Source organism: Paenibacillus sp. FSL R5-0749, from assembly GCF_038595085.1.
Lineage (GTDB): Bacteria > Bacillota > Bacilli > Paenibacillales > Paenibacillaceae > Paenibacillus.
Map to the genome: position 1 here is coordinate 6,334,121 of NZ_CP152005.1, position 23,958 is coordinate 6,358,078.

The 23,958-nt window shown below is 51.8% G+C and carries 18 protein-coding genes; 6 read left to right on the forward strand and 12 right to left on the reverse strand.

All coding sequences use genetic code 11. From position 1 onward, the window contains the following. Position 1: 1 nt before the first annotated feature. From cydD to MKY85_RS28260, 3 genes are read right to left on the reverse strand one after another with little or no spacing between them, the layout of a single operon-like run. Positions 2–1,909, reverse strand: coding sequence for a thiol reductant ABC exporter subunit CydD (cydD, locus tag MKY85_RS28250; protein WP_342571326.1), 1,908 nt, complete (start codon positions 1,907–1,909; stop codon positions 2–4). Between the two features lies 1 nt (position 1,910). Further along, positions 1,911–2,966, reverse strand: coding sequence for a cytochrome d ubiquinol oxidase subunit II (gene cydB, locus MKY85_RS28255; protein WP_342571327.1), 1,056 nt, complete (start codon positions 2,964–2,966; stop codon positions 1,911–1,913). Then, a complete protein-coding gene (locus tag MKY85_RS28260) occupies positions 2,911–4,326 on the reverse strand; it encodes a cytochrome ubiquinol oxidase subunit I (RefSeq protein WP_342571328.1) in 1,416 nt (471 codons plus the stop codon). The genes cydB and MKY85_RS28260 overlap by 56 nt, the downstream gene beginning before the upstream one ends. Before the next feature lie 469 nt (positions 4,327–4,795). Here MKY85_RS28260 and MKY85_RS28265 point away from each other — a divergent pair, with 469 nt between their 5' ends. From MKY85_RS28265 to MKY85_RS28280, 4 genes are read left to right on the forward strand one after another with little or no spacing between them, the layout of a single operon-like run. After that, positions 4,796–6,097: a hypothetical protein gene (locus tag MKY85_RS28265; protein WP_342571329.1), complete on the forward strand. Its 1,302-nt coding sequence runs from the start codon at positions 4,796–4,798 to the stop codon at positions 6,095–6,097. After that, positions 6,094–7,080, forward strand: coding sequence for a glycosyltransferase family 2 protein (locus tag MKY85_RS28270; RefSeq protein ID WP_342571330.1), 987 nt, complete (start codon positions 6,094–6,096; stop codon positions 7,078–7,080). The genes MKY85_RS28265 and MKY85_RS28270 overlap by 4 nt, the downstream gene beginning before the upstream one ends. Position 7,081: 1 nt before the next feature. Further along, the gene (locus tag MKY85_RS28275) at positions 7,082–8,623 is read left to right on the forward strand and encodes a glycosyltransferase (RefSeq protein WP_342571331.1); all 1,542 of its coding nucleotides are present in this window, start codon (positions 7,082–7,084) and stop codon (positions 8,621–8,623) included. Then, positions 8,620–9,291, forward strand: coding sequence for a class I SAM-dependent methyltransferase (locus MKY85_RS28280; RefSeq protein ID WP_342571332.1), 672 nt, complete (start codon positions 8,620–8,622; stop codon positions 9,289–9,291). The genes MKY85_RS28275 and MKY85_RS28280 overlap by 4 nt, the downstream gene beginning before the upstream one ends. A 251-nt stretch (positions 9,292–9,542) precedes the next feature. On the opposite strand, the gene MKY85_RS28285 is transcribed toward MKY85_RS28280, so the two are convergent. The 5 genes from MKY85_RS28285 to MKY85_RS28305 all read right to left on the reverse strand — a co-directional run bounded on the left by MKY85_RS28285 (position 9,543) and on the right by MKY85_RS28305 (position 17,965). Continuing rightward, entirely contained in the window at positions 9,543–11,582 is a 2,040-nt protein-coding gene (locus tag MKY85_RS28285) for a glycosyltransferase family 2 protein (protein WP_342571333.1), read from the reverse strand. A gap of 21 nt (positions 11,583–11,603) precedes the next feature. Further along, positions 11,604–13,592 carry a glycosyltransferase gene (locus tag MKY85_RS28290; protein WP_342571334.1) on the reverse strand — a complete coding sequence of 663 codons (1,989 nt, stop codon included), beginning with the start codon at positions 13,590–13,592 and terminating at the stop codon, positions 11,604–11,606. Next, positions 13,549–15,834 (reverse strand): glycosyltransferase, encoded by a 2,286-nt coding sequence (locus MKY85_RS28295; protein WP_342571335.1) that lies wholly within the window; start codon positions 15,832–15,834, stop codon positions 13,549–13,551. Before MKY85_RS28295 ends, MKY85_RS28290 begins: the two co-directional genes overlap by 44 nt. A gap of 79 nt (positions 15,835–15,913) precedes the next feature. Further along, positions 15,914–17,422: a DUF6385 domain-containing protein gene (locus tag MKY85_RS28300; protein ID WP_342571336.1), complete on the reverse strand. Its 1,509-nt coding sequence runs from the start codon at positions 17,420–17,422 to the stop codon at positions 15,914–15,916. Positions 17,423–17,467: 45 nt separating this feature from the next. Further along, the gene (locus MKY85_RS28305) at positions 17,468–17,965 is read right to left on the reverse strand and encodes a DUF6385 domain-containing protein (protein WP_342571337.1); all 498 of its coding nucleotides are present in this window, start codon (positions 17,963–17,965) and stop codon (positions 17,468–17,470) included. Between the two features lie 198 nt (positions 17,966–18,163). Here MKY85_RS28305 and MKY85_RS28310 point away from each other — a divergent pair, with 198 nt between their 5' ends. Both MKY85_RS28310 and MKY85_RS28315 read left to right on the forward strand, forming a co-directional pair. After that, on the forward strand, positions 18,164–18,697 hold the full coding sequence (locus MKY85_RS28310) for a hypothetical protein (RefSeq protein WP_339305052.1): 534 nt from the start codon (positions 18,164–18,166) through the stop codon (positions 18,695–18,697). 30 nt (positions 18,698–18,727) lie between these two features. Continuing rightward, positions 18,728–19,309: a hypothetical protein gene (locus MKY85_RS28315; RefSeq protein WP_342571338.1), complete on the forward strand. Its 582-nt coding sequence runs from the start codon at positions 18,728–18,730 to the stop codon at positions 19,307–19,309. Positions 19,310–19,430: 121 nt separating this feature from the next. Here MKY85_RS28315 and MKY85_RS28320 read toward each other — a convergent pair whose 3' ends face one another. The 4 genes from MKY85_RS28320 to MKY85_RS28335 all read right to left on the reverse strand — a co-directional run bounded on the left by MKY85_RS28320 (position 19,431) and on the right by MKY85_RS28335 (position 23,861). Then, a complete protein-coding gene (locus MKY85_RS28320) occupies positions 19,431–20,756 on the reverse strand; it encodes an MFS transporter (protein ID WP_342571339.1) in 1,326 nt (441 codons plus the stop codon). 69 nt (positions 20,757–20,825) lie between these two features. Next, positions 20,826–22,004 (reverse strand): winged helix-turn-helix domain-containing protein, encoded by a 1,179-nt coding sequence (locus MKY85_RS28325; RefSeq protein WP_339238564.1) that lies wholly within the window; start codon positions 22,002–22,004, stop codon positions 20,826–20,828. A 139-nt stretch (positions 22,005–22,143) separates the two neighbouring features. Next, positions 22,144–22,938 (reverse strand): ATP-binding cassette domain-containing protein, encoded by a 795-nt coding sequence (locus MKY85_RS28330; RefSeq protein WP_036606660.1) that lies wholly within the window; start codon positions 22,936–22,938, stop codon positions 22,144–22,146. A 2-nt stretch (positions 22,939–22,940) separates the two neighbouring features. Beyond that, positions 22,941–23,861, reverse strand: coding sequence for an ABC transporter permease (locus tag MKY85_RS28335; protein WP_339238566.1), 921 nt, complete (start codon positions 23,859–23,861; stop codon positions 22,941–22,943). Positions 23,862–23,958 lie beyond the last annotated feature (97 nt).

Consider the following 23,958-nt stretch of genomic DNA (forward strand, 5'->3'; position numbering starts at 1 on the left):
GTTATATCGCCTCCATCTGGGCCTGAATCATCTGATAATATACACCTTGCCTTGCCAGCAGTTCCTGATGTGTTCCTGTCTCTGCCACCGTGCCGCCATCCATAACAATAATCCGATCCATATGCGGCATCCAGTGCAGACGATGGGTAGCCAAAAATACAAGTTTGCCTTGAAACAGCGGCAGCATCGTCTGTTTCAGTTCATACTCTGTTTCCACATCCAGATGTGCTGTCGGTTCATCGAGCAGCAGAATGTTTCGTTTGCTCAGCAGGGCTCTTGCCAATGCCACCCGTTGCTCCTGCCCACCACTGAGCTGTCTGCCGCCAGCCCCAATAAGCTCATGCAGCCCACCGGATAATGAGGACAGTAACTTGGTTAATCCGGCAGCGCTAACTGCTTTGGCCACCTCCGCATCCGAAGCCTCCGGCATGTAGAAACGAACGTTATCGGCCAGGCTTCCACTAAAGATATACGGATGCTGCGGGATCGCTGCCGTCTGTCTTCGCCAGGATTCGAGCATATCCGATGTAACCGGCTGTCCGTTAGCCAGTACTTGACCCGAAGTAGGTAACTGGAAACCAGCCAATACATCAATTAATGTGGACTTGCCTGCTCCGCTGGCGCCAATAATACCGATTTTGCCGAGACCTGTGATCTGAAATGTGACATCCTTTAGCGAATATGGACCTTCATCCTCATGCCGTACCTGTACATCCGTAAGTGCGAGTCTACTATTCTCATTCCAAGAGGATCTGGAGGAAAAGGAAGAATCCAACTCAGGAATAGCATCGGGATCAAGATCAGGGTGCACCGCAGCCATGTTGTCACTCAACACGACACGTATGGTCGAGATGCCGACTTTCCTTTTACCCGAAGTTAATGATGGTGTAGATCCTGCTTCGTCCTCTGCCGTAAATGCATGTGCAACAACATGGGTATAGGCTTCTTTCTGTTTCTGTTCAGCGGCTTTCCCGCGTTCAATCACCTGATTGATGGCCGCTCCGGCTTCCTTGCCATCCAAAGTGGCATGATAATCAGCGCCGAGCATACGTACAGGCAGAAAATATTCGGGTGCCAGAATAAGTACTGTCAGCGCAGGACCGAGCAGCATATGACCTTCTGTCAGACGTAATCCCAGACCAACCGCCACGGAAGCAACGGACAGCATGGTGAAGAAGTCGAGTGCAAATGAAGAAAGAAAAGCCATGCGCAGGGTAGACATCGTTGCTTTCCGATACCGCTGACTGACCCGCACAATGGAGCCTTCATGTGTTTTGCTCTGTCCCAATGTTTTTAGCGTCTCCAGCCCACGCAGGGTATCGACAAAATGGTTAGCGAGCGCTTTGTAGGATCTGAATTGTCCGTCTATCTTACGCTGAGCTGCGAGGCCAATCAGAATCATGAACACGATTAGGATCGGGAGTGTCAGCATCAAAATAACCCCGGACATCATATCCAGCTTGAACACATACAGCAAAATGACGATGGGTGTGAATCCTATGCCCAGCATACGAGGAATGAACAGTTCGAGATACGTCTTGTATTGAGCGGTGCCCTCACGTGCCAGTGTAACCAGATGGCCTGTGCCCTCGGTCTTGGCATAACGCGGCCCAAGTCTGAACCACTGCTCCACCATCTGTCTGCGCAGATCAGTCCCTGTCCTCTCCGCATATCGTGATGTCACGAGTTGTAACCAGAAGGATAGAGCGTATCGGGCGGCAAAAGCAGCCAGGAACAGCAGCAGTACCGGATACTGCTCCGTTACGGATGAACCTTCAAACAATGCCGTGATGGCTTGTGCCAACCATTTGGCTTGCATAATGATCGTCATCGCCTGTAGCAGTACCAGCGCTGATGCCAGCGCGAGTACTGGCCGGATGCCCGGCAGCTTCAGCAGCCCCCGTCCCATATCAGTACTCCAGGTGGTGCTGCTCGTTCAGGCGTTTGCGGAAGATATAATAACTCCAGATCTGATACCCAAGAACAAATGGCAGCAGTGTACAAGCTACAATGGTCATGACTTTCAAGGAATACGCACCAGATGCTGCATTGTATACGGTCAGGTCATATGCCGCTCCAAAGGAACTCACCATCACTCTTGGGAACAGTCCGATAAATACCGAAGCAAAAGCAATTGCAATCACAGCACCTGTCATACCAAAAGCCCAGCCTTCACGCTTCTGACGAACGAAGTATGCCGCAAGCGCAAGTAAAACTGCACCAAGTACAACCATGATCCACAGTGCCCAGCCGCGAACGGCGAACACATCGGTCATAAAATACGTCAATATCGCATACACGGCAAGCAGTACAGCCAGCGGCAGCATCAATTTTTGCGCTGTATTCAAGGCACGCTCTCTGAGTTCCCCGACTGTTCGTAGGGAGGCAAACAGCAATCCATGAACCAGACACAGCAGGGTTACGCTCAAACCACCAATTACAGTGTACGGATTAACGATATCCAAGAATCCTGCGCGCAACTGCATCTCCCCATCAATGGGCAGACCCTTCATGAACGTGGCAAAGACTACGCCGAACAGGAAAGGCAGGAGCGCGCTGGATACCACAATGATGATATCCCATGTTTTGCGCCAACGCTGCTGTTTCATTTTACTGCGGAATTCGAAGGCAACCCCGCGACCAATCAAGGCGAGTAATACGACCACAAGCGGCAGGTAGAAACCACTGAACATCGTGGCATACCAGTGCGGGAAGGCAGCAAACATGGCACCCCCTGCTGTAATCAGCCATACTTCGTTACCATCCCAGAAGGGACCAATCGAGTTGATCAGGGTCCGGCGTTCACGGTCCGTTTTGGCAATAATGCCTGTAGACATCCCCACTCCAAAATCAAAACCTTCCAAAAAGAAGAAACCGACAAACAATACGGCAATCAGCAAAAACCACAACTCACTTAGTGACAACGGAATAACCTCCATCCACGCCGAACGGATCGGCCGACTCATCGTGATCTTCCGGCTTCTCGACCGCAAATGGCCCTGCCTTGATCTCACGTACGAACAGGTATACCATCACGATTACAAGAACCGTATACGCGGCGGTAAAAGCAATTGTAGAGAACAGGATCATTCCTGCGGATACGTTCGGTGAGACACCGGCTTCGGTCGTCATATAGCCAAACACTGTCCACGGCTGCCTGCCAACCTCGGTCATGATCCAACCAGATGTATTAGCGATAAATGGCAGAGAAATAGCAATTACCATCAGACGCATGAACCACTTTCCTGCAACCTCCAGCTTCTTGCGCATGGCCAGAAACGTACCATACAGGGATAACAAAATCATTAAGCCACCTGCTGCGATCATAATGCGGAAACTCCAGAACGTTGTTCGTACCGGCGGGATGTAATTCCCCGGTCCATACGTCTGCTCATACTCGGCTTGAAGCTCCTTCATGCCTGTGACACTGCCGGAGAACTTGCTGTAGGACAGGTAACTGAGCAATCCAGGGATTTTGATCTCACCGGTATTCTCCTGTTTGTCTGGATCGATAAAAGCAACTACCGTCCATGGTGCCGGATCTTCTGTCGTCGTCCATGTGCCTTCACTGGCTGCCATCTTCATCGGCTGTGTCTCCACCAGATATTGCGCCTGGAAATGCCCGGAGAAAGCTACACCCAATGAAGAAACGAGTCCAATGATGATCGCAATATTAAACGATTTGCGGAAGATCTCCACATCCTGCTTCTTCATCAATTTGTAAGCACTGATCCCGGTGACAACGAAGGCACCTGTCATCAATGCCCCAAAAATCGTATGCGGGAACTCAACGAGAAGCTGACCATTGGTGATCAGTGCCAGGAAATCATTCATCTCGGCTCGGCCGTTGTTGATCTCAAACCCGACGGGATGCTGCATAAATGAATTGGCTGCCAGAATCCACAGCGCGGACAGGAATGTGCCGACAAACACCAGCCAGATGCAGGCCAGATGCACTTTTTTGGACAAACGATCCCATCCGAATATCCACAGCCCAATAAATGTAGACTCCATGAAAAACGCGAGTAACGCTTCAACAGCCAGTGGCGCACCAAACACGTCCCCCACGAACCGGGAGTACTCGGACCAGTTCATGCCGAACTGGAATTCTTGCAGAATACCTGTGACAACCCCGACGGCAAAGTTAATCAGGAACAGCTTGCCCCAGAACTTGGCCATCGTTTTGTAGATTTCCTTCCCCTTAACAACGTACAACGTCTCCATGATCGCAACCAACAGTACAAGACCGATGGATAGCGGGACAAAAAAGAAATGGAAAATCGTTGTAAGCGCATATTGGATACGCGATAACATAATCGGATCCATACTGTTACCCCTTCTTTCTGTTCACTTCGCAGTATGCGTATTTGGCATTGAAGCTGCACCTTCGCTGTCTGTCCGCCAAATACGTTGATGAACGTATTGTGCCAGATTCCCTATTTTATACATGTGAGAATTATCACAATCTCCGCGTTTAGAGCAAAAAAAAAGTGATCCTGGTCACACAAAAGATAAAAATCAGCCTTTTGTATTGCCAATTCAAATATCTTTTTTACAGTATCGAGAAGGTGTAGTGAAGCCGAAATTAGAGGATTGGAGCTTAAGGAAGCTCTATAATGGCTTGCCTACTTCATCTATTCATGGAAGATACTCATGTTTGGGACGGAATGCCCATATGTTAGTCTCAGGCATATCATGCGAAGTGCCGTGAGGGCTTTACATATGAAGTGGAAGCATGGAGCACATGCATAGTGAAGGACGCTCCTTATTACAGTCAAGGTGAGGTGAACGATTCATGGAAAAACCTGCGCCGTTACCAAGTGAAGACTCCGAAGCCAGTCCGGATAAGGCCCGTGCAGCTGTCGCAGAACAGCCCCCTGTCCGTTATGTTCTCTTCCCTCGCAAAGGAGGCTGGTCATCCTTTCCCTATCCCGATATTGCTGCACTGCTGTCGATTGAGGGCGAGGTCTACTATGTCAGCAGTCTGACGCAAACAGAGGATGTACCTGCGGTGATCACTGTAATCTCCTTACCTGAAGCCGAGCAGCTATTGATGGAGCCACGTACTGTGGCAGTGGTTACTCATCCCTACTGGCTCATGGCTGCAGCTTCGCTGGAACCAGAGCTATGTATTGTCCTGCTCCCTGAGCCTGTCGGAGACGAAGCCTCTTCTCCCCTGTGGGAAAGCAGTATTTCCAAACTGGTGGGTATCGCTGATCTGGTAGGTACATCCTCCGAAACACGATATATGAAGCTATTATTCCAAGGCGTACGCGCCATCTGGCTGGGAGGCGAAGATCCTTCACAAGCGGGTACGGTGCAAAAGGATAATCTCGAAGTCCCTCTCCGGGACTACGAACTGTTCTTCCTGCATGCGCTGCGGCAGATCCTGTCAGGCACTCCGGATAGCGTTACCCTGCTTCAATGCAGTGTACGTGCTGATTTCTATCGCCAGCTTCGAGCCAAAGCAGGGGCGCATGAGACCATATCCTTTTTGCTCGCAGCCTATGAGTACTTGCTTGAAGATTCTCGGGCCATCCAATCATTACAAGAGGCATTCACCCAAGCGGTCCTGAATGGTCGAAGTGATTGTGTGATCTCCCACTATCGCTTCCTGTCTGCCATCCATGCCCGGGCCGGACAGTTGGAGGACGCCTTGCTGGTGTACGGAATTAGTGCAGCCGACGAACAGGAACGACATCATTATGAACAGTTATGTCGCTGGTTGGAGGCAGGAGAAGATCAACTTGTACGAGCGGAATTACTACGTATGAACGATGATTATGGAACCGCGCTGCGCACCCTGGACGAACTTGGCGGAGAAACCGCGAGACATTGGAAATTCCGCATTTATCAGGAGACAGGTCGCGTGGAAGAGGCACTAGCGCTGGTGCATGCAGTCGATATTCAGGATGATGCCAGTCGCCGGGATTATCAGCAATTATCCGGAAGTGTGCTGGCCCTGCGAGGCGACAGACACGGGGCAGTCAGACATTTTCTCGAAACGGCACTGGAGGATGAAGATGCGCTCGCCCGGATCGTCGAGCTGGAGTTGTTGGATCATGCCGTACAGCAATTGCTTGGGGAGGTGCCATGATGCTGGACCCGAAGAAACGCAGGCAACAGTTGAATGGGCCGATGGTGCACAGGAATATCCGAACCGAAACCACTTACACGCCAACGGTAACAGTGGATCTGACACATACAGACGCATCGGGAGAAGGCGATCAACCGCCGAATCATGCACAGCCAGCGCAGAACATCCGAAGCCAGGTGCATCACTGGGGCGGTCAGGGTGAACAGGATGCTGCTGTATCACAAGAGGAAACGAGTACATTCAAAGAGCCCTTCTCCATCCGTCGAGTTCGCAAAAGCAAAGGCAACAAGCTGACCGCCATGCTCCAGGTTCGCAATGAACGCGGCCGATACCTTGAAGAAGTATTGCATGATCTGAGTGAGTTCGTGGATGAGATCGTGATTGTAGACGATGCCAGCACAGACGGAACCCCGGAGCTATGCAAAGCCTATCCGAAGGTGGTCCGCCTGGAGGTATTGGAGAAACCGCTGTTCGCCGAGGAATGGCGACTTCGCAACACCTTATGGCAAGCGGCAGCGGGAACACGTCCCGACTGGTTGCTATCGGTTGATGCGGATGAGCTGTACAGCACAGAGGCCAAGAAAGCCATACGCACGCTGATTAATCAGGAATATGCAGACTGGTTTGCCTTCCGTTTCTATGATATGTGGGGTGGCCGAACCCATTATCGGGAAGATGATCTCTGGTGTCTGCACAAGCGGCATACCGCTTCACTTGTACGTTATATGCCTGGATATCCTTATTTTTATCCACAACAGAATCATCATGTTCCCCGTCTTCCCTTGTCCTGCACCGTATTGCCCGGAGTCAGCACGGAACTGAAGGTTCAACATCTCGGCTGGGCAGGCAGTCTGGAGGACCGGGTGCGTAAATATTTGCGTTACAAGCGCATTGATCCCAGCGGTGAGTGGGGCAATCTTGCACATTACGAGTCGATTCTCGATCCGGAACCTCGGCTGATTCCCTGGAAGGAGGGACCGTGAGATGGGCGTGGTGAGTATTCTGACGCATAGCTTCACCGATGGGTATAACCGGGAATTTGGTCGGGTATTCGGTGGTGGGCTCGAGCGTTATATCCTGGATCTGTGCAGTGTCATCCGCGGACTCGGACATATTCCCGAGGTCCATCAACTGTCCTATTTTGAAGCATTCCAGACTCGGACGGAGCAGATTGACGTATTCGGTTATTCGTACGACATGGATAATGTACCGGAAGCCTTTGATCGAATGGCAGCCGCGGCACGCGGCCCAGTGATCTATGCAAGCTGTCTGTGGCAGCCCATCACCTACAAACCGGGCAGTCTTGGCATCTGTCACGGCATTAACTGGGATCGTCCCGGACTGCCACTGGAGACCAAACAACAAGTGGCAGAACATATTCAACTCGCTCTAGATGGACTCGTGCGCATTGTATCCGTGGATTCCCATTTCCAGACCTTCTGCCGGGCTGCGTGCACCTATACCGATCCAAGGCAGGTCGTCCTGATTCCCAATGCAGTGGATACGTCCTATTTCACACCTGCCCCGCCAACACGAACCTTCGAGCAGGAACAGGAAGACGAATGGCTTGCCGCATGGAAGACCGATCTGGCGAGTCATGAGGAGAATGCCGGTGCAGTTATATCAGGGATGAAAGCTGTGGAAAGCAAGGGTGGACCGAGTGGTGATGGAGCGTACAGTAGGAAGGCTAATGGAGATGGAGGCGGGGATACAGATAGCGATCAAGAACGAGAGGAGAAGGGAGCGCTAGGTCACCATTTGGAGTTATCAAAGCTGGAAAAAGCCGAGGTAGTCGGCGGATCGTCTAAGGTTGCTCGTCACCACCTGCATTCAACGGATTGGGCTACGGATAGTGTAATATCAGCAGATGCTGATTATCAGGTTAATGGTCTGACTCAGGAACAGGTTGAACAGAAAACTATGGATGTCCGCTTGACCTCTCCCCGCCCAATTCGCATTATATATCCGCGTCGCATCAGCATGGAACGGGGCATTATTCCCATGATGCTGGCAGCAGATAAGCTGCTGGGGGCTTTTCCGGATCTGGAGATTGAATTTGCCGGGGAACTGGTTGAAGGCAGTACGGTCGGGAGAGCCTTTCGTTATTGGCATCGTAATCATCCACATGCGGAGCGGATTACCCAGCGTACGTATGATTTCCGGGACATTCGGGAGGCCTACCATCAGGCAGATATCGCCGTAATTCCAACCGTGTTCTCGGAAGGTACCTCCTATGCCTGTCTGGAAGCGATGAGCTGTGGACTTCCGGTGATTGCCTCCAATGTCGGCGGATTGAATGATCTGATTCAGGATGGTTTTAACGGGCTTTTGGTACCTCCCGGCGAGCAGGAACTAACCGCCGCCCTGGTTCGTCTCGTACAGGATCGGGCCGAGCGGGAACGACTGGGAATCTATGCGCGCGAGACTGCACTGTCCTATGATCTTGCCAAGTGGCGGAGCCGGTGGAGCACGGTGTTGGAATCTTTTTTGGCAGAGACAGGATTAAAGGAGGGAATTCGGGGATGATGGATACGCCCAAGGCAACGGAATTCATGGAATCAAGATACATTAGGCAAAGTGACCCTAAAACGGACACATTGGTCTTCCCCCTGCATCCGGCATGGTGGAGCCGTCCCTACGAATATGAATGGGCCCGGCGGTTTGCACGTCCAGACGATGTGGTCCTTGATGCAGCCTGCGGCATCTCCCATCCGTTCAAATTCTGGCTTGCCGAACACTGCCGCGAGGTTCACGCCTGTGATTGGGATGAACGCATTTTGTCTGAAGATGCGATACGACTGGATATCGCTTCTGATTTTGGCGAGCTGGCCGCTCAGGATCTGCCGGAATCCACGCTCGTCCGATTGCACCGTGCAAAGGCCAATCTGGCCCAGCTTCCGTACGAGTCGGGTAAATTTGATCGGGTGTTCTGTATCTCTGTCCTGGAGCATCTGGATACGGGCACAATGCTGCGAGCGTTTCGTGAGTTCGCCCGCGTGCTGAAGCCAAACGGACAGCTGATCGCTACCTTCGATGTACCCGAGATGCGCCCTGATCTGCTGGAGACAATCATGGCCGTTACCGGACTAAACATTAAGGATAAGCTGAATGTGGAAGAGCCGGACGATGCGATCTGGTCTGACATGTACGGCGCGCCGATTCGCTGTTTTCGAGCGGTGATATGCAAAGGTTAAGGCACCGACCTATTGGCAACGGAACCATGCACGGTTCGGGGAATGCTCCGATGACCGGTAGCTCCGTTGCTTTTGCACTTTCAAGCGGAGATGGATTGGGAAAAGATCGGGGTTACAGGGATTTGGGGTTGGGACTGGGATTTAGGGACTATGGATTAGAAAATAAAATTAGAAGTTAGATGCTTAGATGTTAGATAACAGATAAGAGATAACGATAAAGATAAGAGATAAGTGATAAGTGATAAGATGAATTATAGGTGTACCAGTAACATGTTGCACTGGTTGGTATACGCATCGGCAGAGGCTGCGCCGGGTGCTGTCAGGCGCAGCAGGATGTGCAGGCCCGGCGAAATGGTCATCGCCGGGCGACCTGTGGCGGCAGATTGCCGCGCAGTGAGTTGGGCCGATTCGGCCCATTCACGTGCCAGGTTCTGCCGCCCGGCGAGCAGCGCGAGCGTGCCCGCAAGGAGTGCGTGAGCGACGCGCTCCGGGGTGGGCACCGCGTCCGCGCGGGGCTGCTGCGCGCCGTCAGGCGTGCCGCATAGCGCAAGCAGCCCTTCGCGGACGCCCGCGGGTGCGCGCAGCAACCCGCAGCGTGCCGCAGGCGGAAGCGCTGCGAGCAACGCCAGCGCGCCGCGGGGCGGCAGGGCTTGCAGCAGGCGCAGCCATGCGGCCCAGGCGCCCACGCCGGCGAGCGCTTGCGCCGCTGCGAGCACGCAAGCCGCAGGCGCGGCAGAGCCGCCGGGCGTTGCATCGCCGGGCGGGCTAGACGCCGAGGCGATGCTCCGAGCCCTGGCCTCGCGCTGCAGCAGCGCCTCGGCGGCGTGGGCCGCTGCGGGCAGCGCAGCCCGCTGGCGATCCGCCGCTCGGGCGTTGCGCCTGCCGGGCTGCTTGTGGCCTAGCGCCCACAGCGCCAGGGCCGCCTCTGGCCCGTGCTGCGCATGCACCGCCCAGGGCTGCAAAGCCGCCCGAGCGGTAGCGTCCTCGCCCAGCTGGGCGAGCGCAAGCCCGGCGGCCAGCGGCTGTGCCCGCAGCGGGCCCGCAAGCGCCGCCGCATGGCCCAGCAGCCACTCCGGCCGATGCGCAGCCAGCGCGGCCGCGATCAGTGCTTGCCATGCCGCAGGCGGCAAGCTTACCCGGGCGGCTACGCCTGCGATTGCGTGTGGCCGCCCAGTGGCAGCGGCCAGCAACAACAGCCGCTGCCATGCAGGCAAGCTGCCGGGTTGCACGTCCAGCGCCGCCGTGTATGCCGCTTCTGCCTCTGCCCAGCGGCCAGCCCGCTCATGTGCCATTCCTTCCAGCGTCAGGCTGCGGTAGGTTCCAGCACCAGAGACTGATGTATATCTGCTGGCTGTGGAAGCAGCCATTTTAGCCTGTTTTAACCAATCCAGGGCCAAGTCCTCTCTCCCTTGATCCAGTTCAAGTACAGCACCAAGCTCCAACAAATCCGGAAAATCCTCATACACCGGCGCCCACGCTTCCACCACAGCAAGCGCCCGTTCCGGGCTGCCAATCTCTCGCCAGGCGTAAGCCGTTTTCAGCACCAGATCCGAGTGATATCCACAATCCGGCATAAGCTGCGCCAATAAGGGCTGTAACAGCCGGAGTGCTTCATCATACTTCGCTTGCTGAAACCATTCGGCAGCCAGAGCATATAACAGCTCCGGGTGATTTCCCTCCTGATTCAACGCGGAACGGATCAACTGCATGTTGCGTGCACCTTTATTTTTGGCATTAATCACCTGCTCCAGATATCCGTAATGCATGACCTCAAGTCCAGAATGAAGTACGCCTTGCGGAGCGAGTGCTATGATCGAAGAAGCAATCTCTTCGTGAATTCTGCCCTGAAAAGCAATTCGGGAATCATTACGGAACAATCGACATACCGCATCCGTCACGCGCTCTTCACCGGACACACCCAGCAGACTCGTGACCTGTATCCAATATCCCCATACATCGTCTCTGCTTGCTGCTAACAACTGCACGAGTTCTGCCTTCATCTGCGGGGTCTGTACCCATACCTCATCTGCATCAAGCACCAGAATCCACGGTTTCGTAGCTGCGGCCAGCGACAGATTACGGGCTTTACTGAAGTCACCCTTCCATTCCGCGTGGATGACAACGGCACCATGGAGACGTGCAATTTCAGGTGTATCGTCTACCGAGCCTGTGTCCACAACGATGATCTCATCCACAACATCCCTGACTGCATTCAAGCACCGCTGGAGTGACCTCGCTTCATCCTTCACGATCATGCACAAGCTAATCTCTGACTCCACATTCGCCACCATCCCTCACCTACCTGATCCCTCTCAGCTCTCAAACCCGTCCGCTCCCGGTAACTCCAGCCGGATATGCTGAACGACAGGCCAACAACGATGCCGCTGTCCATCTGCAGGCTGTGCGAATACCTCCAGATGATGATCCGCAGCGCTGACCAATCCTTTCACCAGCCAACTGGTTCCCATCAGCGTATCCAAAGATCCAGGGAATGGCCCCTTTTCTTCCCCTTTCCCTCTACCCATATCCTTCTCGCTCCTCTTCCCTTCCTCTTTCTCCTTCTCTCCTACACGAGCGCTCTCTTCTGACGATACCCCTTCTCCGGACAATTGCTGTTGGCACATCTGAATCAGGCTATGCAGCTCTTTCCATCGTCCTGACTGTACACACCCTTCCATCATCAGTCCAAGGGCCTGCCAGCCATCATACTCTGCTCCTGCAACTGTCCCGTCCATGCTGGAGTCCATGTCCTTCTTCGTTGTCGCTCTCAGACCCAACGTTTGCCCTGTCTGTACAGCAATTTCTTCATGGTTAGTTACTGCTTCACCCACCTGCGAACTACGCTTCAACCATAAAGTTAATGAATCATCTCCGCTAACTTCCTTCCCCTCGATCCACTCCAAACGTTCGAGCCATCGGGCAGATGAGGCGGCGAGCAACCCTTTTTTGCGCCTCACAGGTTCCAGTTTCAGACGCGCCTTGTTCCATCTGCCTTGCTGGATTTGGAGCATCGCCTCCGATACGGATAAACGCTCCCTCATTTCTCCGTTGGGGTGTGACGACACACCAGGTAATAATTGCAAAGCCGCATCATAACAACGGGATTGCTCCAGAATGCCCAATATTTTGTGTATAGCCTCTTCCGAACTGAGTGCAAAACGCTCCCTCACCAGCTCTGGAATCTGATGTTCCTGACCAGAAACTCGCATAATACGGAATATCCGATAGAGTGGCGGCAGCAGACTGGATTTGGCGCGCACCGCTTCCACGTAAGCATCCACTGCACCCTCAAGATCGGCCCTTCCTTCCAGTAATCGCCCTAACGTATACCACGTCTGATAGGTTCCGATGCCTTCTTCCGTATGGTATATGGGGGGAGGCGGACCCATGCGAATAGCTTCACGTAGTGAATACTCTGCCCGATCTGTATCCCCCAATGCGTCTGCGCATACCCCCCGATGATGCATCAGATCCGTGTACTCTGGGAAGAGTTCAAGCGCAGCATCAATGCGATCCAAGGCCTCCTGCCAGCGATTCAGATGCTGGAGACAACGAACTTCATATTTGAACAGTAGATGCGCGTAACTGGTCACCGCAGGATCAATCCCCATCCGAGCTACACCAAACGTCTCCAATGCCCGCTCCGCTTCCCCTACACGCAGATACTCGACCCCCAGATTATAGTGATGGAACGGCTGATCCGGTTCTTCCTCCACTGCCTGTTCCAGCAGGCGAACATTGCGGTTCACCTTATCTTTGCGCTCCACAATTGCCGTCTGATACCCATAATGATGGATGATCATGTCCGTTACATGAAATGCAGCTTCTGGGTTAACCCGACAGATCGCCGCCGCAATCTGCTCATGAATTCGACCTTCAAACCGATGACCCGGAGCATTGCGGAAGAGACGCAGCACCGGATTCACAGTAGCCCCCTGCTGACCTGTACCTGTATAGTTATGAATGTTTAAAAACAATCCGTCACATCCGCTGATCGCCGTCCAGCTTCTGATCTGCTCCCGCGCAGCCCTATCGAGCACCTCGTCCGCATCAAGAAAAAGAATCCAGTCGCCGGAAGCCTGCTCCAGGCCAGCATTCCGTGCTGCGGCAAAATCATCGCACCACTCAAAGGGCACCACTACCGCGCCATGCTGACGCGCAATCTCTGCGCTACGATCCGACGAACCGGTGTCCACTACGATCACTTCATCCACCGCTCCCTGTACACTGGCAAGACAATGAGGCAGTAACTCTTCCTCATCCTTCACGATCATGCATAAGGAAATTCGTTCCGCTCGCAAGCTGATTCCTCCTTTCCTTTGCATGGAAAATCGTACGCCAGGGAATGCCCTCGGCCGTACGTAATCTTTGTTCCAACGCAGTATGCTGTGCAATGAGCATCTCGGCAGACGGGGAACGAACCAACTCCTGCCCAATCGCCTTCAAGGCCAATCGCATGTAACATACAGCTGCTCCAGCCCGGGCTTGTCGGTGAGCAGGTTCCCGCTCCAGTGCCTGTTCGAACAGAGATAACGCCTGTTCATCGTATCCTTTGGCATACAGCGTTTCACCCAGCCAGAATAATCCTTCGGCATCGAGTTCATTCTCGGTCATACACTGAATCAGGATGTTCGCGGCTGCTATGGTATACCCCTGACGATATAACAGACTTGCAAACTCCCTCCGTAAAGTTACAGCAGTTCCCCAATGCTCCCTCACCATCATTGCCCGCAGCTTATGCAGTTGCTCGGCAAGCGTAAGCTGTCCCGTATATAACGCCTGCTCTACAACCTTCTCTGCGATTATCTCTGCCTGCGAACCCCATTGCATAAGCTTCTGTTCTTGTGGCACTGGTACAACGCTTCGCGGCTCTTTGGACAGCTGAGTTAATACTCGATCCATGACCTTCCAAATGTTTTTTTCCTGTGGAGGCGAGGTTGCGAGGAATGTATCGCTTAATCGTAATCCATTAGCCCAACAAGCCAGTGCCCAATCCATTCTGTGCTCAGCCGGCATGTTGAATTCACTCACACATTCCGTGCCCCAGTGCTCTTCCGCCAATTGCAGTGCTTCGGATATCTTATTCGCACACAACATCCAATGTATACGTTCCGCTATATGGATACGAGCAGTACGTGCATCTGTATCCAGCATTTTCAATGCCTGCTCATATGCTCCGCAGCCTGCCAGAACATAAATCACTTGCACCAGATGATCCTCATGCATCACTGCATATGAATGAGGCATTTCACCACCAATCGATTTGCCTTGACTCGGCTCCTCAATTCCCATGCATCTGGCGAGTAATGTTTCTGTTATGCTCTCATCTGTTTCTCCGGATTGCTGCAATACATCTGCCAACCCAGCCCACGCCGGGGCATACGCAAACATGCTGTCCAATGCCAATTCATACAGATGTGCAGACTCCTTTAGAAATCCTCGTTTCTGTGCAAGTCTTGCCATTGCGGAATAAGCTCTGTAGCTGTCGGAACCTGCTTCCGTTACATATGGCGAGTCTAATGCGCCGCCTCCATTACTCTGTTCATTACCTTGCAGTCCCTCCCGACATTCGGTTGCTCGGACGTAGGATTGGTATGCACGTTCCTCCAAACCTTGGTGCTCCAACGTCTCCCCATACAACAGGTGCAGATCGGCATAGGCTGGATAACGCTGTCTTTCCACAGCCAGAATTGCATGTGCCTCGTCATAACGTTCCGTTCCTACAAGGGTCTTAGCATAATCTTTAACCAGTGTAGGGCGATATGGCTCAAGTAGCTCTGTGAGACGTAATGATTCACGGAACGCTTCAATTGCCTGTTCGATCTGACCAAGCTGGCAATACGTTACTCCCAGATTGTACAGGTGAAAAGGCTGTGCAGGCTCATCTGCGAGTTCCCGTTCAATCAGCTTTAAATTACGTCTTGGTTTATGTTCCTTCGCAATTGTGGAGGCCAGATATCCATCATGAATCAGACATAACGGCGCAAGTGGTTCCGACTCCATCAATAAATGTTCTTCATCCTGTGTATCGATCTTGCTGTCATTCATATCAGCGGCCCCATCCTGGCCAAATCTGCATGAGCTACTGAGCACCAACTGCTCATGGACGCGTCCCACATATTGATATCCCTGATGAGCACGGAATAGTCTCACTGGTTGGCAGATTACCCGCTCTTCCGCCCCATCACCGTATCGATTCTCTATGGTAATTCGTAATCTTGAAATGCTTCTATGGACTTTGGGCAAATATTTCAGCAGTTCTTCCAATCCCTGGCTGACGTACTCATCGGCATCCAGACACAGGACCCATTCTGTACCTGCCAGAGGCAGACTGATATTTCGTGCTTGGGCAAAGTCATCTTGCCAGTCGGCGTGCAACACCGTTGCTCCGTACGTTTTGCCGATCTCGGGTGTGCGGTCAGAGGAACCCGTATCCGTGATAAAACATTCCATGCCGAAAGGCTTCAAACTGTCGAGACAGCGGGGCAGGTGATGTTCTTCATTTTGAACAATCATATGGATTCCAAGCAAACGGTTCTTCAAATGCGACCACCTCCAATACAAAAAAAGTACATGAAGTCCACCAAAGGAACTCCATGTACCTATATGAAATATAAATGGGTTATGTGCCTTGTCCATTGAAGAACACATCAATCGTGCTTGGTGCACCAATGAGGCTGGAGCGGTAGGAAAGACGTGTGTATTTGAGAAAACGCTGTGGTACGAGTACATCTACTGATCCGGACAAAATGCCAGTCACAGTGGTCACATCCGTGTACCAGTTCGTTCCGTTGGCACTGATCTCAACCAGAGCATCCACCCGGTTTACACCCGGCCCCCGGTTATATACAAAGAAAGAATACGTGCCAAATACACTGGTCGTAACCGCTGGAAGCGCGGTGAAGGTGTTTGCTGTAGGTGTGCTTATGATCTGTGACTCCTGAAAACTCTTTTGTGAAATGGACGTCACACTGCTGAGCGTCCCTGCCGTAATCGTAGCACCGAGCACGCTCGTAATCGTACCATTTAGCAAGTTCGTCAACGTACCTGCTGTTACGGTTGCACCAAGGACACTTGTAATGGTTCCATTCAATAAGTTCGTAAGCGTTCCTGCGGTGATCGTTGCTCCCAGCACACTCGTAATCGTACCATTCAACAAGTTCGTTAATGTTCCCGCTGTTACCGTTGCTCCGAGTACACTCGTGATCGTTCCGTTCAATAAGTTCGTTAGTGTTCCTGCGGTGATCGTTGCTCCCAGTATACCTGTAATGGTCCCCGCCGTAATCGTCGCTCCAAGCACGCTCGTGATTGTTCCAGCCGTGATCGTTGCTCCCAGTACACTTGTGATTGTACCATTCAGCAAGTTGGTGAGTGTCCCTGCTGTTACGGTTGCCCCAAGCACGCTGGTAATGGTTCCGGCCGTAATCGTTGCTCCTAGTACACTTGTGATTGTACCATTTAGCAGGTTCGTCAATGTTCCGGCGGTTACAGTCGCTCCGAGCACACTCGTGATTGTCCCGGCCGTAATCGTCGCTCCCAGTACACTTGTGATTGTACCATTCAGCAAGTTTGTCAGCGTTCCCGCTGTCACCGTGGCTCCGAGCACACTGGTAAGTGTACCATCAAGCAAGTTGGTGAGTGTCCCTGCAGTTACAGTCGCTCCGAGCACACTCGTAATCGTTCCTGCCGTGATCGTCGCTCCCAGTACACTTGTGATTGTACCATTTAGCAGGTTCGTCAATGTTCCCGCAGTTACAGTCGCTCCAAGCACACTCGTAATCGTTCCTGCCGTGATCGTCGCTCCCAACACACTTGTGATTGTACCATTGAGCAGGTTCGTTAATGTACCTGCGGTTACGGTGGCTCCCAGCACACTGTTAATCGTACCTGCCGTGATGGTCGCTCCAAGTACACTCGTAATGGTTCCGTTCAGAATGTTGGTAATGGTTCCTGCGTTAATTGTAACGGTAGTCAGACCTGAGATGTTACTAATGGTCCCGTCCAAAATAATGCCAACCACATTCCCGCTTGTATCAGTTCTGACAGGCTGGGCTGTGCCTGTACTATCCTGGCCAAAAATCAACGTCCTCAGATTATCCGGATTCGTATTAAACGTCGTAAAGTTAGGCATGTGCCTCGTCCTCCTCCCTGGTCAAATCTGTGTAATCCTACTCCCTTACGGCATACGCTGCGCCTGAAAGTAAACATCAAGCCGGGTCGGTTGATCCGGTTCAACGGATCGAATTGCAAGCCGGGTATAATGCAAAAATCGCAAAGGTACCAGCGCTTTGGTCTGTCCTCCCGCGACCACCTCCTGGCTGTCCACAGCATAGTCCAAGGCATTGGGGCTGATCTGGATCTGTACCAGAGCCGGATGTTTCCCACGATTCACAACGCCATAGGTGTACATGCTGAGTGATGAGGTGTCTTGTGCCGGGAGGGAATTCATGCTGCTGCTGGTTTCGGCTCCGACATACGTATGCTCTGTAAAACAATGAATAGCACCAGGGAGTTTCGTACGTGAGGAAGTACCCTGCTTGAACCGGGGACGAGTGATCCGGGAACAAGGGGGTTTCAGCAATTTAGCGCGGCAGGAATGACGTGAGCGGCGACGGTTTGCATATTTGGTTGGTTGCTTCGTTCTCTTCTTGCTTCGCTTCGCTGTTCGACTCATCTCGATTTCCCCTTAAAAAATGTGCTTACGCATCGTATGCCCGGATTGGATATACGGGCACGGCATCTGCCGTTATTTTGGAATTAGCAGTCCGTTCCCAAACGCTTTCTCTTGTTGTTACATACAATGCAAGTAATGAGGACATGCGAAACAAATCGTATCGCGAGACCAGTTTCATCTATTCAGAGGGGGGACAAGATGACAAACTCTAATGTATTCAACCAGTCTAATGGGCCCCTGTTCACTCAACTGACCAACACTTATGCAGCCCCGGGTATTGAGGCTTCAGCAGATGCCGGTGCGGCTGCGGCAGGCAGTTTTTTTGCCCTGACGACCAATAATACATCGATCCCTTCCAGCCAAAACCTCCTTCTTCAAATCCTGAATGCAAGTGGGAGTGGCAGAACAGTACGAATTGCCAGCCTTTCGGGAGGGACAACGGCGGCAGCTACACTGGCCGTATATTCCGGAGGCACGGTGACGGCAGGAAGTACACCTACACCCGTCAATACGTTGCTTGGCAATGCCAACACCAGCATCGTTACTACAAGGCAAAATACCGGCACGCTTGGGGGGACTTTCACAAGTTTGCTCAGCATACCTCTCACTGCGGGAATGTATTTTTTGGATTTAAACGGTTCCATTCTTGTTCCACCGGGACAATCACTATCCATTAGTTTAGGAACTGGCAGTCAGACTGCAGCCATTAATCTCTTCTGGTGGGAATTCTAAGCATGATGCTTATAAAAGGAGGTGCACACTGTGCCGAACAATAATGTATTTAATCCATTAAATCTGCCTGTCTATACGTCCAATACGAACACGTATATCTCTCCCGGCATTGTTGCTCCTCCGGAGAATAGTGCTGGCAGTACCGGCAATCTATACAATGCAGGTTCCACCAACTCCACAACACTGGGGTTACTGGGAGGAACGGTGATCGCCACCGTTCAATTAGCCAATCCGGCAGGGAGTGGGAGAACCCTGTATGTATCACGGCTCTCTGGTGGAATCACAGTGGCACTGAATCTGTTGTCATCCTTCAGCGGTTCCATGAGTCTGACCGCGAACGGAACGCTAAGCTCTCCCAGTACACTCACGGCGGTCAACAGCAATCTTTCCAGCAGCAATACCAGTGCAGCCATCGTACGATTCTCTTCTTCTGCGCCTTCAGGAGCCACCACATTGATGGCGATGCCCCTTCAAGCGGGGCCTTTCCAATCCAATGAATTTGGCCGTTATGTGGTTCCTCCAGGTCAAGCCATTAACCTCTCTGTCAGCGGATCACTTTCGGTTGGTGGACTGCTGGCCTCTACTGCTTATTTCACTTGGTGGGAAGTCTGATTGGTTCAACGATGCACAACAAGTACAACGTGCAAACAACCGCCTTCGGAAGAATACGGAAGCGGCTGTTCGTTTTATTGTAGATACAATGAATGTTTAACATGTTGACCCGAGAAAGCAGTCAGACCGATTCCTGCGGAATGGTCTCTTTCGCTTCCGATAGGAGCGGCGGCTTCGCCTCCCATAGGATGCGCTGTAGCAGTATTCCGGCAAGGCCAATCACCAGCGTAGCCAGACCGATATATTGAAAGGTGGGACTCGGTCCTGCAACTCGAATGAGCGCTCCACCTGCAAGTGGGGCTACAACAAGTACAACACTGAATAGTGAATTTTGAATGCCGAAGACGCGTCCTACATAGGCAGGAGGGGTTTCCTTTTGCAACAAATAATTCAGTGTTACCATAAAGAGCCCATTGCCTACCCCAATGCATAACCCCCACATTAAGACCCAAATTTCAGGTGTTTGTGGGCCAATCCACCCTAATGCAGCAATTCCAGCCCCGATGAACAGATATCCTCCACCTAGCCCCCACCCATACCCAATTCTCGGCAAACGATTTAACAGCAAAATGATGACTATGGCTCCGGCACCTCCCGATGAACCCAACCAACCTAACAGCGATTCATTCCCCGGCTTGATCTCCCGAAACAGAGTCGTAAATTGATAATCGATCATCAGGATAGCCATGAGTCCAAAACAGCCGAACAGCATCGTGCTCAGTACGGGGCGACTGCTCTGTATAAAACGCCAGCCTTGCTGCCACTGGGTAAACAACGATTCGGGGATATCCCTTGCATCAGCCGTACTTCCGTCTGGTTCAACAGGCTCCGGCTTCTCCATCAACCGTCGCAAGGGCCATAACACTGCGCCCGACAACAGGCGGGTACAAGCATTGATTAATATACAGATCTGTGGTGAAAAGAAGGCCAAAATGACTGCACCCAGCAGCGGTCCCGCCACTTTCGAGCACTGGTTCACAAAACCATTTAGGGACGATGCCTGAAACAGATGCTCCTCTGCCACCACCTGGCGGGTTAGCGCCTGCTGGGCGGGAACATGGAACACTCCCATCATGGCCCGCAGGGCAAGCAGTGGAAGCAACCACAGCGGACTTGGTGCAAATAAAATTGCAATGGTTAATCCCACCGTGATTACATCACACAGGAGCATGATTTTCACTTTGTGCAGCCGATCTGCCAGTGCACCAGCAACGGAGCCCAGCAGTATGCCCGGTACGGCCATACATACAGGAATAAGGGCAATAATCAGCGGATCGGCACCCCATCGGTAGGCCACCATGACCTGAATGGCGAGTGCATCAAACCAGTCTCCAAACGTAGCCAGCGAATAGGCAATAAACATGCGGACAAACCGGAGATTGGTCCATAAACTTCTGGAGGGTTCGGTGGATTCAGTGGATGTGGGTTCATTTGAAATGACGGTCATACGTGTACTTCCTCCCTTGATTACAGCCGTGTGTGGTCTGTGTGTTACTTGACTGTAATCATAAGAGAGTTATATCAGAGGAAGATCAGAGGATGGGGAGATAGGGGATAAAAATTTACGTATTTCATCTACAATTCGTTGTTTATAGGTGGGAACACCATAATTTTTACAAATATCTGCGTAAAATTGATGATATTTCCTGCACAGTCTGCCTTCAATTCGATGTTGTTCCATGAACAGGAGGATCTGATATGCAGCATTCAGATATAGCGGCACATTCAGCGACATTTTCAACACGTCCAGTCCGTCATCCATCCTAAGTTCCGCTTCACGCACTCGCCCTTGCCGAAGCAACCATAAACCTTCCATCACCTGAAAACGTCCGATCTCCCGCAGATAGGGGGCATCCTTCAATCCTGCTCGCAGCACTGCCATTTGAGCCTCAACAGCTTCACCGCTACCACCCCACAGTTCCACGTATAACGCTGCAAGGGTTACCGGCAGTCTGAAATTCTTGAGCTCGTCCGTCTCTATCAGACGATACGTCTCCTCCAGTTGCATCCGAGCACGCTCGTATTGACCTACCTCTGCATAGAGTTCAATGATGTTCAAAATGCGGAGTTCTCGAAGCAATTCCGCAGATAATGCCGATGAATTCAATGCTTGCTCATATAAGGGTAAGCTTTCTGATGGTTCAATTAGCGAATGAACAAAAATAAGTAACCAGTATAAACGCTCTTCAAAAGAAATTTCCTTTGTTGTAATTAGCCATTCCAGATCGCCCTGTATAAAATGGATATACAACTGATAGTACGGCTCAATCTGAATGCCTAGCGCTTCCTGCTGTTGAACCAGGGTCTGTATGGCATTTCCCTGCCCAAACAAGTGATATTTACGAAGTAATCCGTGAATGACTTCCTGCATTTCCGGGTCCTGAGCAGAAGGACTAGCGGGCAGAACGGACTTGTTCTCTTGCACCGTAAGCCGATATCCGTATCCCCGTACCGTATCCAGACTAATCTCATCCCAACGTTTTAATTTCTTGCGCAGGCGGTAGATATGATCATCCACCGTGCGTTCAACCGGATACTCCAGCGGCCATACCCGGTCCAACAGTTGGCTGCGCGTGAAGACTTTATCCTTGTTCTCATATAAAAAATGAAAAAGCGCAAATTCCTTCGCCAGCAGGCGAATGGAATCCATACGCCGGGTTACGGTGTATGTTCCTTCATCCAATTGTAAAGACATGCCTGGTTCCTCCTATGTATTCTTCTCATCATATTTTCAACATACCACAAAAACCCTTTGCGAGAACGCAAAAGGTTTCTGTAATAAAGAGCTTGTTATAGTACGAAATAGTTATTTGGGGACAAGTTATTTCCTTGTTTTAACCGAGTACGACCCGGTCATCCGCCATTTTTTTGCCGCTAATCCGCTCGAATTCACCAAGCAACTCTGGCACGGTCAACGTACGCTTGCGCTCTTCGCTGACATCCAGAATAATGCGGCCTTTATCCATCATGATTAAACGATTGCCCAGACGGATGGCCTGTTCCATATTGTGCGTCACCATCAGTGTGGTAAGTCTCATCTCACGCACAAGTGTCTCCGTCAGTTCCGTGATCAGTTCGGCACGCGAGGGGTCAAGGGCTGCCGTATGCTCATCAAGTAGCAGAATCTGCGGCTGGGTAAACGTAGCCATCAACAGGCTGAGTGCCTGCCGCTCCCCGCCTGACAAGAGACCTACCTTCGCGTTAGGCCGCTTCTCCAGTCCGATTCCCAGCTTCTCCAGTTGCGTGTTAAAAATCTCACGTCTGGCACGGGTAACGCCGAAGCCCAATCCACGTCCTTTGCCACGCTTGTATGCCATCGCCATATTTTCTTCAATGGACATATGCGGTGCTGTTCCTGCCATCGGGTCCTGAAACACCCGGCCAATCCAGCTGCTGCGTTTATGCTCCGGCAGGTTTTTGATGGAACGATCATTGATTAGCACATCACCCATATCCGGCTTCATCACACCCGAAATGATGTTCATCAACGTCGATTTACCTGCTCCGTTACTGCCAATGACCGTCACAAAATCTCCCGGATTCATCGTCAGATTCACACCAACAAGCGCAGTCTTCTCGTCCGTTGTGCCTGGGTTGAACAGCTTGGTTACTTGCGTAATCTCCAGCATGCTCACATACCTCCCTTCGCCTGTTGACCCCCGGATCGCATCAACTCTTCTGTTCGTTTGCGAGCCAGACTCCGCTGCTTCATGGAACGCTGCATCGTTGGGAATACAAGGGCAATGATGACGATCACTGCGGTAATCAACTTCAGATCAGATGTATCAAACCATTCGACCTGTAGGGCAAGTGCAACCACAATCCGGTAAATTACTGAACCAACGATTGCTGCAAGTGTAGCCCAAAACACCGTTCTTGCACCAAGGATGGCTTCACCAATGATGACGGAAGCCAGTCCAATGACGATCATACCGATACCCATTGTGATGTCCGCAAAACCGGATTGCTGGGCAATAAATGCCCCAGACAGAGCTACCAATCCATTGGATAAGCTGACACCTACAATCGTCGTTACATCCGTATTTGCACCAAAGCTGCGAATCATGCGTTTGTTATCCCCTGTGGCACGGAGCGCCAGGCCAACATCTGTTTTCATGAACAGATCGAGCATGATTTTAAACACGAGTACCACGATAATAATAAGCACCATGACATGCTCACCTGAGAATGGATTATCCATACCCATAATGGATTTATTCGGTGCGCCAAGAATACGCATATTAATGGAGTAGAGCGCGATCATCATCAAGATCCCGGATAACAACCCGTTAATCTTGCCTTTGGTATGAAGCAGACCTGTACAAGCCCCGGCCACCATGCCGCCAGCCATTGCCGCCAAACAGGCAAGCCAAGGAGAGAAGTCATTGGAGATCATCACCGCCGCGATTGCGCCTCCTGTTGTAAAACTTCCGTCTACGGTAAGGTCAGGAAAATCGAGTATGCGGAACGTAATATACACACCAAGAGCCATCAGTGCATATAAAAGTCCCAGCTCGATTGCTCCTTCAATTGAATTCCAGCTTATACTCACGTTACTTCCTCCCTGTCTATCGAAAAGAATGAGGCGAACCCGTTGCACGTTCGCCTCGCATCCATACTGCCGGATGATGATCCGGTCAGATTATTGA

Bases quoted from the DNA above. Each gene is read 5' to 3' on its own strand.
- cydD (WP_342571326.1), bottom strand. From the start codon at position 1,909: ATGGGACGGGGGCTGCTGAAGCTGCCGGGCATCCGGCCAGTACTCGCG.
- cydB (WP_342571327.1), bottom strand. From the start codon at position 2,966: ATGAGTCGGCCGATCCGTTCGGCGTGGATGGAGGTTATTCCGTTGTCA.
- MKY85_RS28260 (WP_342571328.1), bottom strand. From the start codon at position 4,326: ATGGATCCGATTATGTTATCGCGTATCCAATATGCGCTTACAACGATT.
- MKY85_RS28265 (WP_342571329.1), top strand. From the start codon at position 4,796: ATGGAAAAACCTGCGCCGTTACCAAGTGAAGACTCCGAAGCCAGTCCG.
- MKY85_RS28270 (WP_342571330.1), top strand. From the start codon at position 6,094: ATGATGCTGGACCCGAAGAAACGCAGGCAACAGTTGAATGGGCCGATG.
- MKY85_RS28275 (WP_342571331.1), top strand. From the start codon at position 7,082: ATGGGCGTGGTGAGTATTCTGACGCATAGCTTCACCGATGGGTATAAC.
- MKY85_RS28280 (WP_342571332.1), top strand. From the start codon at position 8,620: ATGATGGATACGCCCAAGGCAACGGAATTCATGGAATCAAGATACATT.
- MKY85_RS28285 (WP_342571333.1), bottom strand. From the start codon at position 11,582: ATGGTGGCGAATGTGGAGTCAGAGATTAGCTTGTGCATGATCGTGAAG.
- MKY85_RS28300 (WP_342571336.1), bottom strand. From the start codon at position 17,422: ATGCCTAACTTTACGACGTTTAATACGAATCCGGATAATCTGAGGACG.
- MKY85_RS28305 (WP_342571337.1), bottom strand. From the start codon at position 17,965: ATGAGTCGAACAGCGAAGCGAAGCAAGAAGAGAACGAAGCAACCAACC.
- MKY85_RS28310 (WP_339305052.1), top strand. From the start codon at position 18,164: ATGACAAACTCTAATGTATTCAACCAGTCTAATGGGCCCCTGTTCACT.
- MKY85_RS28320 (WP_342571339.1), bottom strand. From the start codon at position 20,756: ATGACCGTCATTTCAAATGAACCCACATCCACTGAATCCACCGAACCC.
- MKY85_RS28325 (WP_339238564.1), bottom strand. From the start codon at position 22,004: ATGTCTTTACAATTGGATGAAGGAACATACACCGTAACCCGGCGTATG.
- MKY85_RS28330 (WP_036606660.1), bottom strand. From the start codon at position 22,938: ATGCTGGAGATTACGCAAGTAACCAAGCTGTTCAACCCAGGCACAACG.